Origin of the sequence: Comamonas sp. A23 (genome assembly GCF_004522605.1) — a bacterium.
Lineage (GTDB): Bacteria > Pseudomonadota > Gammaproteobacteria > Burkholderiales > Burkholderiaceae_C > Comamonas > Comamonas thiooxydans.
Window position 1 is genome coordinate 449,747 of record NZ_RSDT01000003.1, and the last position, 15,430, is coordinate 465,176.

13 protein-coding genes are annotated in these 15,430 nt (G+C 63.8%); 10 read left to right on the top strand and 3 right to left on the bottom strand.

Annotated elements, in window-relative coordinates:
• Window position 1: 1 nt before the first annotated feature.
• The 3 genes from EIC84_RS10350 to EIC84_RS10360 form a co-directional block, all read right to left on the bottom strand.
• The gene (locus EIC84_RS10350) at window positions 2–1,312 is read right to left on the bottom strand and encodes a sigma-70 family RNA polymerase sigma factor (RefSeq protein WP_134737311.1); all 1,311 of its coding nucleotides are present in this window, start codon (window positions 1,310–1,312) and stop codon (window positions 2–4) included.
• A gap of 96 nt (window positions 1,313–1,408) precedes the next feature.
• Entirely contained in the window at window positions 1,409–2,176 is a 768-nt protein-coding gene (locus tag EIC84_RS10355) for a pseudouridine synthase (protein WP_003069043.1), read from the bottom strand.
• A 66-nt stretch (window positions 2,177–2,242) separates the two neighbouring features.
• Entirely contained in the window at window positions 2,243–3,937 is a 1,695-nt protein-coding gene (locus EIC84_RS10360) for an MBL fold metallo-hydrolase (protein ID WP_003069040.1), read from the bottom strand.
• Between the two features lie 159 nt (window positions 3,938–4,096).
• On the opposite strand from EIC84_RS10360, the gene EIC84_RS10365 reads away from it, so the two are divergent.
• The 10 genes from EIC84_RS10365 (at window position 4,097) to EIC84_RS10410 (ending at window position 15,235) form a co-directional block, all read left to right on the top strand.
• The gene (locus EIC84_RS10365; protein ID WP_003069038.1) at window positions 4,097–4,879 is read left to right on the top strand and encodes a crotonase/enoyl-CoA hydratase family protein; all 783 of its coding nucleotides are present in this window, start codon (window positions 4,097–4,099) and stop codon (window positions 4,877–4,879) included.
• A gap of 38 nt (window positions 4,880–4,917) precedes the next feature.
• Window positions 4,918–6,822, top strand: a complete 1,905-nt coding sequence (locus tag EIC84_RS10370; RefSeq protein WP_003069035.1) for a feruloyl-CoA synthase — start codon at window positions 4,918–4,920, stop codon at window positions 6,820–6,822.
• A gap of 60 nt (window positions 6,823–6,882) precedes the next feature.
• Entirely contained in the window at window positions 6,883–7,650 is a 768-nt protein-coding gene (locus tag EIC84_RS10375) for an SDR family NAD(P)-dependent oxidoreductase (protein ID WP_003069033.1), read from the top strand.
• Between the two features lie 179 nt (window positions 7,651–7,829).
• The gene (locus EIC84_RS10380) at window positions 7,830–8,837 is read left to right on the top strand and encodes a Bug family tripartite tricarboxylate transporter substrate binding protein (protein WP_003069031.1); all 1,008 of its coding nucleotides are present in this window, start codon (window positions 7,830–7,832) and stop codon (window positions 8,835–8,837) included.
• A gap of 91 nt (window positions 8,838–8,928) precedes the next feature.
• Window positions 8,929–9,936, top strand: a complete 1,008-nt coding sequence (locus EIC84_RS10385; protein ID WP_003069028.1) for a Bug family tripartite tricarboxylate transporter substrate binding protein — start codon at window positions 8,929–8,931, stop codon at window positions 9,934–9,936.
• Between the two features lie 168 nt (window positions 9,937–10,104).
• Window positions 10,105–11,868 (top strand): acyl-CoA dehydrogenase family protein, encoded by a 1,764-nt coding sequence (locus EIC84_RS10390; protein WP_003069026.1) that lies wholly within the window; start codon window positions 10,105–10,107, stop codon window positions 11,866–11,868.
• A gap of 96 nt (window positions 11,869–11,964) precedes the next feature.
• Complete coding sequence (locus tag EIC84_RS10395; RefSeq protein ID WP_003069024.1) at window positions 11,965–12,525, top strand: MarR family winged helix-turn-helix transcriptional regulator; 561 nt, start codon at window positions 11,965–11,967, stop codon at window positions 12,523–12,525.
• 50 nt (window positions 12,526–12,575) lie between these two features.
• Window positions 12,576–13,454 carry a diaminopimelate epimerase gene (dapF, locus tag EIC84_RS10400; RefSeq protein WP_034362972.1) on the top strand — a complete coding sequence of 293 codons (879 nt, stop codon included), beginning with the start codon at window positions 12,576–12,578 and terminating at the stop codon, window positions 13,452–13,454.
• On the top strand, window positions 13,451–14,164 hold the full coding sequence (locus tag EIC84_RS10405; protein WP_003069020.1) for a DUF484 family protein: 714 nt from the start codon (window positions 13,451–13,453) through the stop codon (window positions 14,162–14,164). The genes dapF and EIC84_RS10405 overlap by 4 nt, the downstream gene beginning before the upstream one ends.
• Before the next feature lie 24 nt (window positions 14,165–14,188).
• Entirely contained in the window at window positions 14,189–15,235 is a 1,047-nt protein-coding gene (locus EIC84_RS10410) for a tyrosine recombinase XerC (RefSeq protein ID WP_003069016.1), read from the top strand.
• Window positions 15,236–15,430 lie beyond the last annotated feature (195 nt).

A 15,430-nucleotide genomic window follows, 5' to 3' on the forward strand; every position in this document is an offset into this window, starting at 1 on the left:
CTCAGCTGCGGCGGCGGATGACCAGGGTGCGCCCGGTTCCCGGGCCTTGTTCCTCTTCCTGCACGCTGACCGGCAGGGTGCGCGGCAGCATGCGCAGCCAGCCCTGGGCCGCCGCAATGCGCATGCGCCCCAGCACGGGCAGGGCGGCGGCATCGGGCTCCACGCGCAGCGGCTGCGGGCTGTAGCGTTCCAGGCGCCGGGCCACGTCGGCCAGCGGCGTGTTCTGGAAGTCCAGCCAGCCTTCCCGCCAGGCTGCCACGGTGGCTGTGGTCTGTACGGCGGCTGTCTGTCCTGCCCCCAGGCGCAGCATCTGGCCTGCGCCCAGTTCATATTGGGCGCCGCTGCCATCGCGCACCTGCACGCGGCCTGCATCGACGGCGACCAGCACGGCATCGCCCTCCAGCGCGACCTCGAAGCGCGTGCCCAGCACGGTGACCTGCACGTCTGCGGCCTGGACCACGAAGGGCCTTTCCGTGTCGCGCGCCACGGCGAAGAAGGCGCTGCCGGCCAGCAGGCGCACCTGCCGGCACGTGGCGTAGAAGTCCACCTCGGCGCGGCTGGCGGCGTCCAGCGTCAGGCTGCTGCCGTCGGGCAGGGGCTGGTTCAGCATGCGGCCGGTGGCTGTGGTCAGACGGATCTGGTATTGCGGCATCCACTGGCGCCAGGCCTGCCAGATCGCCGCACTGCCCGCACCCAGGCCTGCCAGGCCCAGCAGGCTGGACAGGGCACGGCGGCGGCCCTTACGTGATGCGGAGGATGCCGCGGCATCTCCACGCCAGCGGCGCAGCGCGGCTTCCACGCTGTCCATGGCGCGCATGACTTCGCGCTCCACCGTCTTGACCGAGACGCCGTGGCGCGCCGCCAGCTCGGCATGCGAGGCGCCCTCGATGCGGTCGGCCAGGAAGATCTCGCGGCAGCGCGCGGGCAGCTGTGACAGCGCGCCTTCGACCTCGGCCAGGGCCTGGCGGTAGGAATGGGTGTCGGCCACGTCGGGGCTGAGAGGGGAGGGCGGCTCTCCTTCGCGGACGCTGCTGTCAAAGCGCTCGGCCGTGCGCCGACCATGGCGCAGGTGGTCGATGGCGATGTTCTCCATCACCACGTAGAGATAGGGGCGGCTGGTGCTTGGTGAATGGTCCGGCGCGGCGGGCGCATCGCTTTCACCGCGCTGGCGTTCGGCCAGGCGTATCCAGGCGTCATGCACCAGGTCACGCGCGGCCTGCGGGCCGGTGCGGCGTGCCACGAAGCGCACCAGCTCGTGGTAGCTGTCCTGGAAGGTACTCAGCAGGGAAGAGGAGGAGACGGGCGCGGGCATGCGGGAGGCCGGAAGGCAGCACAGGAATCCCGCATTCTACGAAATGATTCTCATTTGCAAGCTGTATGATCCATGACGCAGCTGGAGGACAGGCGTCTAGAACCTTTCCCAGGGCATCAGATAGCGCCACTGGCCCTCGGGCACCTTGGCCAGAGAGACGCGGCCAAGGCGCAGCCGGCGCATGCTGACCACCGTCAGGCCGATGGCGGCGCACATCTTCTCGATCTCTTCGGGCGCAATGCCCTTGAGAGCGAAACGCAGGTGGTTTTCGCTCTGCCAGCTCACATGGCAGGGAGGCATGCGACGATGGCCGTTGCCGCCAGGGATAGGCAAGCCTTCGTAAAGAATTTCCAGGCCATCTTCAATGATCTGGCCCTCCACGCCGACGATGATTTCCTGCTCCAGCCACATGCCTTCCTCGGCCAGCTTGCGTGCCACGCGCTTGTCCTGGGTGTAGACGATGAGGCCGCTGGCAGGCAGGGGAATCGTCAGAAACGACTCCAGATTCCTGAAGTGATGATCCAGCACCAGCTGGGGCATGGGCGTATCCAGCTTGGCTTTGGTGTCTTCTCTCAGCAGCGAATGCGCGCTGCGCACGCGGCCGTAGGCCTTGCCCTGGGTCATGCCCGAAGGCTTGTTCATCAGGATGGTGACGGGCGGAATGGCTTCAGGCTTGGCATCCTTGCGCAGGATCACTACCTGATCGGGGCGCACGCGGGTTTCGGGCACTTGCACCACTTTGCCGTCCACCTGGACATTGCCCGCGACGATATGGAGCTCGGCTTCGCGGCGCGAGCATTGTTCTTGCTCCGCCACGCGTTTGGCCAGGCGGATGCTTTCTTGTTCAGGCAGGGATTCAGACATGGCGAGAGCTTAATGCTCCGGCCATGTCCTAGTTGTCCACAGGTCTAGCGCGGCGGTCGCTGGGCGCTATCTGCCAAGGCAGAGCTTTTGAATGCGCTCCACATGCGCCAGCAGCGATTGCTGGGCCACGGGCCACAGGGCTTGAGGTGTGTCGGCGTAGGCAATCGCCACCCAGTCCTGAATGCTGCCGTCGGGCTTGGTGCGCATGGCCTGATGTACCTTGGCCTCGCGTGCTAGGCGGTGGGCCTTGAGGCGGGTGATCTGATGTCGCGCAAAGCCCAGCACATAGCCATGGGCGGGCAGGATGTAGCGAATGTCGTGCTCCAGGCACATGGAGTGGAGCCTGTCCAGCGAATCGAGGTAATCGATCATGTTGCCGTCCGGCGGGCTGATGACGGTGGTGCTGCCATTGAGGATGTGATCGCCACTGAATAGCAGCGCGTCCTCCTCCAGCAAAAAGCACAGGTGGTTGGCCGCGTGGCCGGGCGTGAAGATGGCTTGCAGCGTATGCGTGATCTCGCCTTCTGCCCCTTGTCCGGCAAGCGTGATGCGCTCTCCGTCCCGTAGCGTCACCTCGGGTTTGAAGCGACTGTTGGTGCGCGCGGTGGGCGCCGAAGGCCGGCCCATGATGGGCGGCCTGGCATGGCCGGAGAGCAGGACCATGGCCTGCAGCGGCGCGGCACCCGGCGAGTGATCGGGGTGGGAATGGGTGCAGACGATGTAGCGGATATCGCCGCCGGCGGCATCGTGCAGTCGCTGCAGATGTTCGGCATCGTTCGGTCCGGGGTCGATGGCGATATAGCCGGTATGCGCATCGCCGACCAGATAGCTGTTGGTGCCGGGGCCGGTCATCATGCCGGGGTTGGGGGCCGTCAGACGCAGCAGGTTCTTGCGCAGCGGAACGGCTTTTTCAGGCTGCCAGTCCAGATGGTGAATGCCGTGGCCGTCGGGCAGCACCATTTCCAGTTCGCCATAGGCCATATCGGTTTCGGTATGGCGTGTGTCTTTGCCTTTCAGGTGGCCGCCACGGGGGCAGGCCTGCCACAGCGGCTTCTCGCTGAGCAGGGCGTGGATCACGGCCTGGGTATCGGGCTGGTGAGCGATGCGCTGCAATGTACGCTGGGTGGGAAAGAGGATAAACAGCTTTTTCTCTTCAAAGCGCGCAATCGCATCCTGCGGAGAAATCCAGGTGGGCTCGAACTGCTCGGTTTCGTCGGCCACCGCCGTCTGACCCTCGGGCATGCGGGCCACAAAGAACGGCACGTTAAAGCGCTTGGGCAGGTCCAGTGGTGCGGTCCAGTGGGCCAGATACCAGAGCTGGTCCACGGCCAGCGTCCAGCCGCGCGCGCGGCATTGCTCATACAGCGATGCCTTGCGGTCCAGTTGCTGAACTTGGGCCGGTGGAACGGGTTGGCCGGCCTGGTCATAGGCCAGCAGGATGCCCAGCTCCTCAAAAGTCTCGCGAATGCCTGCCAGAGCCTGGGTGATGCGTTCATCTCCCGCCTCGGCGATCATGCTGGGGCGCACGCGCGCCAGCGCATGACTGGCTGGGGCTGCATCTTCATCTTCCTGGCCGCCGCCGGGGAAAACATAGGCATTGGCAAAGATGCCTTGATCGGCACGCCTTGTCATCAGCACTTCAAAACCATTGCCGTCGGCGCAGTCGCGCAGCAACAAAAGCGTGGAAGCATCGCGCGCGGGAACTGGCGCGCGCTGGGGCTGAAGCAACTGGCTGGGGCGGGGCTGGCTGGGTGATGTCATGAGGTCACATTATGCGAAGTCGCCGCGTTCGTGAATGTCACACCTGGACTAGTTGTGCGCTCCTGCTGCGCGAATCGGGGAAAGCACTGAGAGCAAACGGCCAAGGATGTCTTGCATTTAGTTATTTTAAATAACAATAATGATGCAAAAGGAATGGTTATGACTCATAAAGAAATTGCAGTTGAGTTCCGCGGCGAAGCCGAACAGGTCGCCGTCATTCGCCTGATGCGTGCCGCCAAACGCAACGCCTTGTCCGATGGGCTGGTGCTGGGTCTGCGCGATGTATTCATGAATCTGCCCGCCAGCGTGCGCGCTGCAGTGGTGGATGGCGATGGACCGCATTTCTGCGCCGGCCTGGATCTGAGCGAGCTCAGCGAACGCGATGCGGCCCAGGGCGTTCTGCACTCACGCATGTGGCATGAGGCGCTGCGCCAGGTGCAGTTCGGCGCGGTGCCCGTGGTCGCCGCCCTGCATGGTGCCGTGGTGGGGGGCGGCCTGGAGCTGGCCAGTGCCTGCCATATCCGTGTGGCCGACAGCAGTACTTTCTATGCCTTGCCCGAAGGTTCGCGCGGCATTTTCGTGGGCGGCGGCGGCTCGGTGCGCATCCCACGTCTGATCGGAGCCGCACGCATGGCCGACATGATGTTCACGGGCCGTGTGTACAAGGCCGAAGAGGGTGAGCGCATTGGTCTGTCGCAATATCTGGTGCCCGAAGGACATGCGTTGGACAAGGCCGTGGAACTGGCGCTGCGCATTGCCGAAAACGCCCCCATGACCAATTACGCCCTGATGCACGCGTTGCCCAGGATTGCCGATCAGCCCGCCGATCAGGGGCTGATGACAGAAGCTCTGATGGCTGCCGTGGCGCAGAGCGCGCCAGAAGCCAAGTTCCGTTTGCAGGAATTTCTGTCAGGGCGGGCCGCCAAGGTCAGCAAGGACTGAAAGCACTCTCAAAAAACAACGCTGTGGAGACAAAGACAATGCAGGAGACAAACACAGCCATGCAGGCCCTCGGCCAGGTGGTAGAGGGGGGCAGGCCCCGCTACCGAGAGCTGGAGTTCGGCGTGCGCAGCATCCGGGTCAGGGAGGCAGGCGACGGCACTTTCTACGTGCGCTCCGACCAGGAGCTGGCAGAGCACGCAGCGCGCATGACCGACAAGCTGGTGCACTGGGCGAAGACCACGCCGCAGCAGACCTTCATCGCCCAGCGGCAACGACTGGCTGACGGCAGCACCGGTGACTGGCAACGCATCAGCTATGCCCAGACGCTGGCAGCGGCGCGCAGCATTGCACAGTCCTTGCTGGACAGAAAGCTCTCGGCAGAGCGCCCTGTCATCATCCTCAGCGAAAACGACCTGGACCATGCCATGCTGGCCATGGGCTGCTTGTATGCAGGCGTGCCCTATTGCTCGGTCTCCACGGCCTATTCGCTGGTCAGCACCGATTACGCCAAGCTGCGCCATGTGGTCGATACGCTCACGCCAGGCCTGATCTTTGCCGCCGATGCGGCGCGCTATGACAAGGCGGTACGCGCCGTGTTGTCCGAGGGCTGTGAGGTGGTGTACTGCAAGCCGGCCGTCGACGCCCAGACCTGCACCTTGTTTGCCGACCTGCTGGCGACCGAGCCCACAGCTGCGGCGGATACCGCCATGCAGGCCACCGGGCCCGACACCATCACCAAGTTCCTGTTCACCTCGGGATCGACCAAGCTGCCCAAGGCCGTCATCAACACCCACGGAATGTGGTGCGCCAACCAGCAGCAGATTGCCCAGACCATGCCCGATATGGTCAAAGGCCCGCCCGTGCTGGTGGACTGGCTGCCCTGGAATCACACTTTCGGAGGCAACAAGAACATCGGCCTCGCGCTCTATCACGGCGGCACTGTCTATATCGACGAGGGCAAGCCTACGGCGGCGGGCATTGCCGAGACGCTGCGCAATCTGCGCGAGATCTCTCCCACCGTTTACTTCAACGTACCCACGGGCTTCGAATACATCGCCCGCGCCATGGAGGGCGATGCGCAGTTGCGCAACAGCCTGCTCAAGCGCGTCAAGATGTTCTTCTACGCAGGAGCCTCTCTGGCACAGCCCGTCTGGGATAGCCTGCACCGCACGCAGGAGGCCGAGTGCGGCGAGCGCATCGTGATGGGCACGGGCCTGGGCATGACCGAGTCCTCGCCCTCGGCCCTGTTCATCAACCGTCCCGATGTGCGCTCGGGAGACCTGGGCGTACCGGTGCCGGGTCTGGAGCTCAAACTGGCGCCTGTGGATGGCAAGCTGGAGGTGCGCTACCGCGGGCCGAACGTCACGCCCGGCTACTGGCGCGCGCCCGAAGCCACGGCAGAGGCGTTTGACGAGGACGGATTCTTCCGCACCGGCGACGCCGTGCAGTGGCGCGACCCGCAGGATCGAAACCAGGGTCTGCGCTTTGACGGCCGCATTGCCGAAGACTTCAAGCTGGCCACGGGCACATTCGTCAACGTGGGGCCGCTGCGGGCCAGGATCATCCATGCCGGCGCGCCCTATATCCAGGATGTGGTGCTGACTGGTCTGGATCGCAAGGAGGTCGGTGCCATCGTTTTCGGGACCCCGGCCTGTGCGGCCTTGAGCGGCCTGGACGCGGGGGCGACGCTGGAGCAGATCATGCACAGCGAGCCCGTGCAGCAGCATCTGCAGACGGTTCTGAACCAGCTGGCGCAGACGGCCACCGGCAGTGCCACCCGCATTGCGCGGGCAGTGGCGGCGATCAGGGCGCCCTCGCTGGACCTGGGCGAAGTCACGGACAAGGGCTCCATCAACCAGCGTGCCGTGCTCCAGCATCGCGCCGATGTGGTGGCAGGCCTGTACGACGAAACGCTGGCCCTGATCCTGAAGCCCAATCTCTGAGCCAGGACAGGCTTGAGCCCAATGACAGAAAGCGCAAGCAGCTTTTAAAAGGATAGTGATATGCAAGTTCAGGATCAGATTGCCATCGTCACCGGAGGAGCCTCGGGCCTTGGCGAAGCCACGGCGCGTGCGCTGGCTGCCGCAGGCGCCAGAGTTGCGGTGCTGGATCGTCAGCTCGACAAGGCCAAGGTGGTGGCTGCCGAGATCGGCGGACTGGCGCTGGAGAGCGATATCTGCGATGCGGCCAGCGTCACTGCGGCGCTGGATGCCGTTCGCGAGCAATGGGGCTCGGATGCACGTATTCTCATGAATGTGGCCGGCATCGGCACGGCCAAGCGCGTGATCGGCCGCGATGGTGAGCCCGCACCGCTGGAGGACTTTGAACGCGTGATCCGCGTCAACCTTGTCGGCAGCTACAACATGACGCGGCTGTTTGCCGCACGCTGCGCCAAGCTGGCGGCGCTGGAGGATGGCGCGCGCGGCGTGATTCTCTACACCGCCTCGGTGGCTGCCTTCGATGGCCAGGTGGGACAGCAGGCTTACAGCGCATCCAAGGGCGGCCTGGTCGGCATGACGCTGCCCATGGCGCGTGATCTGGCCCAGCACGGCATTCGTGTCTGCACCGTGGCGCCAGGCCTGTTCGCCACGCCGTTGATGAAGGAGCTGCCCGAGCCCGTGCAGCAGTCGCTGGCGGCATCCATTCCCTTTCCTTCGCGCCTGGGCAAGCCTTCGGAGTTTGCCGATCTGGCCGTGCATATCGTGCACAACGATCATCTCAATGGCGAGGTGATTCGTCTGGATGGTGCGCTGCGCATGGCTCCGCGGTAAGTGTTACCCCCTGAGGCACTTTGCGCCTTCCCCCAAGGGGGACGACACCATCGCTGCGGGGCTGCCCTTGCTCGATGTCTCTGGGTTGGAGAGTGCCAGAGCCAGCTCAGTGCCAAAGATTGAGACGTGTATTGATTCCACAGGACCGAAGAGTCCGTATTTCAAGCAGGAGACAAGTCATGCAAGGTCGTCGCAATTTCGTCAAAGGCCTGGGCGCTGGTGCCGCGCTGGCTGCATTCGGCGGCATCGCCAGCCGCAGTGCCTATGCCCAGGGCGGTGGCCCGCTGGAGCAGGTGCGCATTCTGTACGGCTTTCCGGCAGGCAGCGCTGGTGACTCGGTGGCCCGCCGCGTGGCCGAAAAAATGGGCGGCAGCAGCTACACCAGAAATATGGGCGTGGTGGAAAACAAGCCCGGAGCAGGTGGCCGCATCGCGCTGGAGAATCTGCGCAATGCCGTGGGGGACGGCTCGGTGATTGCGCTGTCCCAGGTCTCGGCCTTCTCCATCTACCCGCATATCTATAGCAAGCTGAGCTATCAGGCCAAGGATTTCGAGCCAATTTCGATTGGAGCCATCATGCACCATGGGCTGGCTGTCGGCCCCGCCGTGCCGGCCGAGGTGAAGACGCTCAAGGATTTTCTGGCCTGGTGCAAGAACAACCCCGACAAGGCCAGCTTCGGCAGCCCCGGTGCCGGCAGTCAGCCGCATCTGCTGGGGGCGCTGCTGAGTCTGCGCTCCGGCGTCAGGCTCAGCCATGCGCCATATCGCGGCATGGCACCCGGCGTCTCGGACGTCGTGGGCGGTCAGATCGCCGCCATCATGGGTACGTGCGGCGACTACCTGAGCTATTACAAGGCCGGCAAGCTGCGCGTGCTGGTCACCAGCGGCCCGCAGCGCAACCCCTATCTGCCCAATGTCCCTACCTTTGCCGAGCAGGGCTTTGCCGATTTGACGGCCGAAGAGTGGTTTGGCTTTTATGCCAATGCCAGGACACCCGCCGACGTGCGTGCACGCGCCCATGCGGCCATCACGGCGGCGCTCAAGAGCGACGCGCTCAAGGAAAGCCTGGGTGTGGTCGGCCTGATTGCCACCAGCTCCACGCCCGAGGAAATGGCCCGTTCGCAGCAGGCCGAGTTCGAGCGCTGGGGTCCGCTGGTCAAGCAGATCGGTTTTACGGGCGATTCCTGATGACCCCTCGGTATCGAATAGCATTCGGGTCGGGATTTTTCAGACAGGCTCAAGCCTGCATATAGCGATCGAACAATAGAGGAGACAAACCATGCAAGATCGTCGCAATTTCGTCAAAGGCCTGGGCGCTGGTGCAGCGCTGGCCGCATTCGGTGGCATCGCCGGCCGCAGCGCCTATGCCCAGGGCAGCGGGCCACTGGAGCAGGTGCGCATTCTCTACGGCTTTCCCGCAGGCAGTGCCGGTGACTCGGTGGCGCGCCGTGTGGCGGAAAAGATCGGCGGCACCAGCTACTCCAAGAATATGGGCGTGGTGGAGAACAAGCCCGGTGCCGGCGGCCGCATCGCGCTGGAGAATCTGCGCAACTCCGTGGGCGACGGCTCGGTCATCGTGCTGTCGCAGGTCTCGGCCTTCTCCATCTATCCGCATATCTATAGCAAGCTGAGCTATCAGGCCAAGGACTTCGAGCCGATTTCCATCGGAGCCATCATGCACCATGGACTGGCTGTCGGCCCTGCCGTACCGGCCGAGGTCAAGACCCTCAAGGATTTTCTGGCCTGGTGCAAGAACAACCCCGACAAGGCCAGCTTCGGCAGCCCCGGTGCCGGTACCCAGCCGCATCTGATCGGCTCCCTGCTCAGCCTGCGTTCGGGCATCAAGCTCAGCCATGTGCCTTACCGCGGCACGGCGCCTGCGGTGTCCGACCTGGCTGGTGGTCAGATTGCAGCCGTGATGGGCCCCAGCGGCGACTTCCTGAGCTACTACAAGGCCGGCAAGCTGCGCGTGCTGGCCACCAGCGGCCCGCAGCGCAACCCCTATCTGCCCAATGTCCCTACCTTTGCCGAGCAGGGCTTTGCCGATTTGACGGCCGAAGAGTGGTTTGGCTTCTATGCCAATGCCAAGACGCCTTCCGATGTGCGTGCACGCGCCCATGCGGCCATCACGGCGGCGCTCAAGAGCGACGCGCTCAAGGAAAGTGTGGGTGTGGTCGGCCTGATTGCCACCAGCTCCACGCCCGAGGAAATGGCCCGTTCGCAGCAGGCCGAGTTCGAGCGCTGGGGACCGCTGGTCAAGCAGATCGGCTTTACTGCGGATACCTGATACACCCCCTGAGCCGCTTCGCGGCTTCCCCCTCTCTCGCTGCGCGGGAGGGGACGATGCCTTCGCGGCGGGACGGCCCTTGCTTGGCATCTCTGGCATGGGCCGCGCTCGGCGCGTATGGGGTCGTTATTTAGAGATTTTCATTTGCTGCGTTGCAGCCGGTTATGTATGTCTTATTTGCCTGCCAGTGCCGATAACGCGTTTCTTCTATTTGATGTGCTCAAGGCCGATGAGCAGTTGCAGCGCCTGCCGGCGCATGCTGCAACGGATCAGGCGCTGATGCAGCAGGTGCTGGAAGAGGCCGGCAAATGGGTGAGTGAAGTGGTGGCGCCGCTGTCGCGCGAAGGTGATGAGGTCGGCGTGCAGTTTGCAGCGGGCAAGGTCACCACGCCGCCTGGATTTGCTCAGGCCTATCAGGACTTCTGGCAGGCGGGCTGGCCTGCACTGGCCTGTGCCGAGGAGGATGGCGGTCATGGACTGCCCTGGGTGCTGGAAGGCGTGCTGTACGAATGGCTGAGTGCCGCCAACCATGGCTGGACCATGGCGCCGGGCCTGCTGCATGGTGCTTATGAGTGCCTCAAGCACCATGGCAGCGATGCGCTCAAGGCCGCCTATCTGCCTAAGGTGGCCAGTGGTGAATGGCTGGCAACCATGTGTCTGACGGAGGCCCATGCGGGCAGCGACCTGGGGCAGGTACGCACGCAAGCCGTTCCGGTTGGCGAATCCGAGCAGGGCGAGCGCTTCGAGATCAGCGGCAGCAAGATTTTCATTTCGGGCGGCGAGCATGATCTGACCGATAACATCGTGCATCTGGTACTGGCGCGTCTGCCCGGGGCTCCGGCAGGGCCCAAGGGCCTGTCGCTGTTTCTCGTGCCCAAGCTGCTGCCAGGCGGCGAGCGCAACCGCGTGGTCTGTGAGCGCATCGAGGAAAAAATGGGCCTGCATGGCAGCCCCACCTGCGTGATGCGCTTTGATGGGGCTGCAGGCTGGTTGATAGGCCAGCCCGGAGCGGGCCTGAACGCCATGTTCGTCATGATGAATGCCGCGCGTCTGCATGTGGCGCTGCAGGGCATAGGCCTGCTGGACGCAGCATGGCAGAAGGCCCATGCCTATGCGCTGGAGCGCCGTCAGATGCGCGCGCCAGGGGCAGTTCCGGCCTCGCGTGGCACAGGCGATGCAGCAGATCTGATCATCGAGCATCCGGCCATTCGCCGCACGCTCGATCTGCAGCGTGCCTGGGTGGATGGCGGGCGTGTGCTTGCCTACCAGACCGGTATTTATCTCGATGTGGCGCGAGATGCCGAAAGCGCCCGCGAGCGCGAGCAGGCCCAGCAGTGGTGCAGTCTGATCACGCCCGTGCTCAAGGCCGCCTGGACCCAGCAGGCATTCGAGGGTGCCAGCGCCTGCCTGCAGGTGTTCGGCGGCCATGGCTACATCCGCGAGTGGGGCATAGAGCAGATCGTGCGTGATTCGCGCGTGGCCATGATTTACGAAGGCACGAATGAAATTCAGGCCATCGATCTGCTGGTGCGCAAGGTGCTGCCGGACGGTGGTCAGGCCATGGGGCAATGGCTGCTGACTTTGCGCAACAGCCTGGATGCAGGTCGGGCGCTGGATGCAGAAGTGCTGCGCTGCCTGGCCCAGCTGCGCTACTTCACCACGGTGCTGGCGCAGGCCTGCAAGGAAGATGACACCCTGGCCTGGCGCGTGGCCGACGACTACCTGCGCTGCGTGGCCGTGGTGCTGCTGGGCTGGGCGTGGGCACGTATTGCGGCTACAGCAGAGGGCGATAGTGAGCGCTGGCGAGGCCCCTGCAAGCAGGTGCAGCAGCGCATATTGCCCGAAATGGACTGGCGTCTGACTCTGATGAAGGCGCAGTGGGCGCAGGCTTCCGTCGTGCACGGCAACCAGCTGTTCACCTCCGCGCATTGATCAAAATGGCTGCAAGATGCGAGCAATACCGGCACAATTGCGGTCTTTTCATCGCGCTCCTGGATTGCTCTTTTGCCTTCGAAGTTGACATCGCCAATGCTCGCTCACAAGACTGCTGAACCAGACTCCAAACCTGCACGCTCCTTGCGCGGCACGCGCTCCAGAGAGGTGGGTTCGGACCTCCCGGGCTCGGGGCAGGAGCCCAGGGACAGTGCCGAGGTTTTTGCCGTCGATCAGGTCGATGCCAGCTTTCTGGAGTCGCTGCTGGGCTACAACGCCAGGCGCGCCTCGCTGGCTCTGGTGGGAGTTTTCATGCGCTGCATGGAGCGTTTTGACCTCAAGATCGTCGAGTTCTCCGTGCTGTCTCTGGTGGGCAGCAATCCGGGTATCACCTCGCGTCAGCTCTGTCAGCAACTGGCCGTGCTGCCGCCGAATATGGTGGGCATGATCGATGCGTTGGGCAAACGCGGCTTTCTGGAACGGCGTCCGCACCCGCGAGACGGCCGCGCCACGGGTCTGTACCTGACCGCGGCAGGGCGCGAACTGGTGGATACGGCCGAGCCCGAGCTCAAGAGCAGCGAGACCCGTGCCATCGCGCACCTGAGTGCTGCCGAGCAGGTGCAACTCATGGAGTTGTTGCAAAAGCTGTATCGCTGATCCCATGGCATGGCGCAGATCCTGCGCCCGGCGCGATAATGTGCGGCATCATGCAGATTCGCTTTACCAAGATGCAAGGTGCGGGCAACGACTTTGTCGTGCTTGACGAAACCCAGGCTCGCCTGGGCTTGAGCACCGCCCAGTACCGCTACCTGGCCAATCGTCACTTTGGCGTGGGCGCCGACCAGATTCTGACGGTGCGCCCGGCACCCGCAGAGGGCGTGGACTTTGAATATGTGATCCACAACGCCGACGGTGGCGAGGTCGAGCAGTGCGGAAACGGCGCACGCTGTTTTGCGCGCTATGTGCATGACAAGGGTCTGACCGACAAGAGCGTGATCCGCGTACAGACCCTCTCGGGCGTCATCGCCCCCGAAATTCATGGCAATGGCCGCGTCACGGTCGATATGGGGGCGCCTCAGCTGGATCCGGCCAAGGTGCCGTTCACGACCGACGGTCTGCAGGCCGAGACTCTGGGTTCGACGCAAAAATGGCCTCTGACGCTTGATACTCCTTTGCAGCCGGCTACAGTCTGGATAGCAGCCGTTTCCATGGGCAATCCGCATGCGGTGCAGTTGGTGGACGATGTGGATGCTGCTTTGGTGGGGTTGCACGGCCCGTTGATAGAGAACCATGCTCGTTTTCCTCAGCGTGTGAACGCCGGCTTCATGCAGATCCTCAACCGCGGTGAGGTCCGCTTGCGTGTCTATGAACGTGGTGCCGGCGAGACCCTGGCCTGCGGTACGGGGGCTTGTGCTGCCGTGGTGGCCGGCATTGGCTGGGGCCTGCTCGATCAGCGAGTCGATGTGCATACCCGCGGCGGTCTGCTGACCATTGAATGGACTGGCGGTGCGCACGATCGCGTGCGCATGACCGGCCCTGCCGAATTTGTTTTTGAAGGCCAGATCGACATACCTGATACCTTATGAACAGCTTGACCGATACCGCCATGACCGAAGAGTCGATTGCCGATTACCTCCAGGAAAACCCCGATTTCTTCGAGCGCCATGCCGAGATGCTGACAGGCGTGCGTTTGATCAGCGGCCATGGCCCACGTGCCGTCAGCCTGCAGGAGCGTCAGGCCGAGATGCTGCGCGAAAAGATCAAGGGTCTGGAGCATCGCATCATGGACATGGTGCGCCATGGCAGCGAGAACGCCTCCATCGCCAACAAGATTCACCAGTGGACCCATGCCCTGGTCAAGGTACAGGACCTGCGCGAGCTGCCCCATGCGCTCACCGCCAGCCTGCAGCACACGTTTGATGTCCCCCAGGTCGCACTGCGTCTGTGGAATGTGGCGGGCGCGCACAGCGGCACCGTCTACACCATGGGAGTCAGCGATGATGCCAAGGCCTTTGCTTCGTCTCTGACCATGCCGTTCTGCGGCCCCAATATGGGTTTCGAGCCCGTGACCTGGCTGCCCAACCCCAATGCGGTGCAGTCGGTCGCGCTGCTGACTCTGCATGACGGTGCCATGGACAGCACTTCCAATGCCTTTGGTATGCTGGTGCTGGGCTCGCCCGACCCGCTGCGCTTCGATGCCACCATGGGTCTTGAATTCCTCTCCCGCATCTCCGAGCTGGCCAGTGCCTCGCTCTCGCGCATGCGCGCTCCTGCGCTGACGCTGGCGCACGGCTAAGGCTGCAAAAGGGGGTAGATACCGATGCAAGAGCGCGAGCAGCCCTCTTTTGAGGAGCAGTACGCGCAGCTTCCGGAAGTTGTCCACAGCTATCTGGAGCATGTGCGTGTGCAAAAGCGCCTGGCCGAGCGCACGCATACGCTGTATGCGCTGGACCTGATCAAGCTGCAGAGCTTTGCGCAGGCGGCAGCTCAGGAGCTTTTGACGCTGCAACCCTCGCATATCCGCCGCTTTGCTGCGCAAATGCATGGCGCCGGCCGCAGTGCACGCGGTATCGCACTGATTCTTTCGGGCTGGCGCAGCTTTTTCCGCTGGGCGGCCCAGCGGGAGCTGGTACCTTTCAACCCCGTGGAGGGCGTGCGCGGCCCCAAAGCCGCCAAGCCTCTTCCCAAGGCACTGGCTGTGGACGATGCCGTGCAACTGGCCAGTTTTCAGAACCCCGAGGCCGACCCGTGGATGGAGGCGCGTGACGTCGCCATGACCGAGCTGCTCTACAGCTGTGGCCTGCGTGTGGCCGAACTGGTGGGGCTGGATTTGCGGCCCGACCAGCAGAGCCGGCATGAAGGCAGAGGCTGGATCGACCTGGAGGCGGGTGACGCCCATGTTCAGGGCAAGGGCAGCAAGCGCCGCATCGTGCCCGTGGGGCGCATGGCGATCCTGGCCTTGCAGCGCTGGCTGGCGCTGCGCAGCTGCGCGCTGGTCGGGGCCGCACAGCTCAAGGCACAGGATGAAGCGGCCTTGTTCGTCGGCCGCCGGGGCGAGCGGCTCAGCGCCCAGTCGGTCTGGTCACGTCTCAAGCAGCGAGGCCAGCAGGCGGGGCTTGCGACTGGCGTGCACCCGCATGTGCTGCGTCACTCCTTTGCCAGTCATATGCTGCAGTCCAGTGGCGATCTGCGTGCCGTGCAGGAGCTGCTCGGGCATTCCAGCATTGCCACCACGCAGATATATACGCGGCTGGATTTCCAGCATCTGGCCCAGGCTTATGAAAAAGCCCACCCGCGTGCGCAGCGCAGCAGCGTCGGAGAGACGCCCGCTCCATTGCGCATGCCGGACGACGAAGAGCAAAACTGAAGAGTCCTGATTTGATAGCTTGAAGTGATTGTTGAGTATGTGATGGAGGTGATTTTTTGCTGAAATTTCTGCCATCCCTGCTGCCCATGCGCGCTTGAAAGCACCGCTACACTCCCCAGCTGTTATCACCGGAGCGCGCATAGGGATGCGCCGCCCGTGTTTTTTGGACAGCCGCATGTGGCGGCTGGCCGCAGC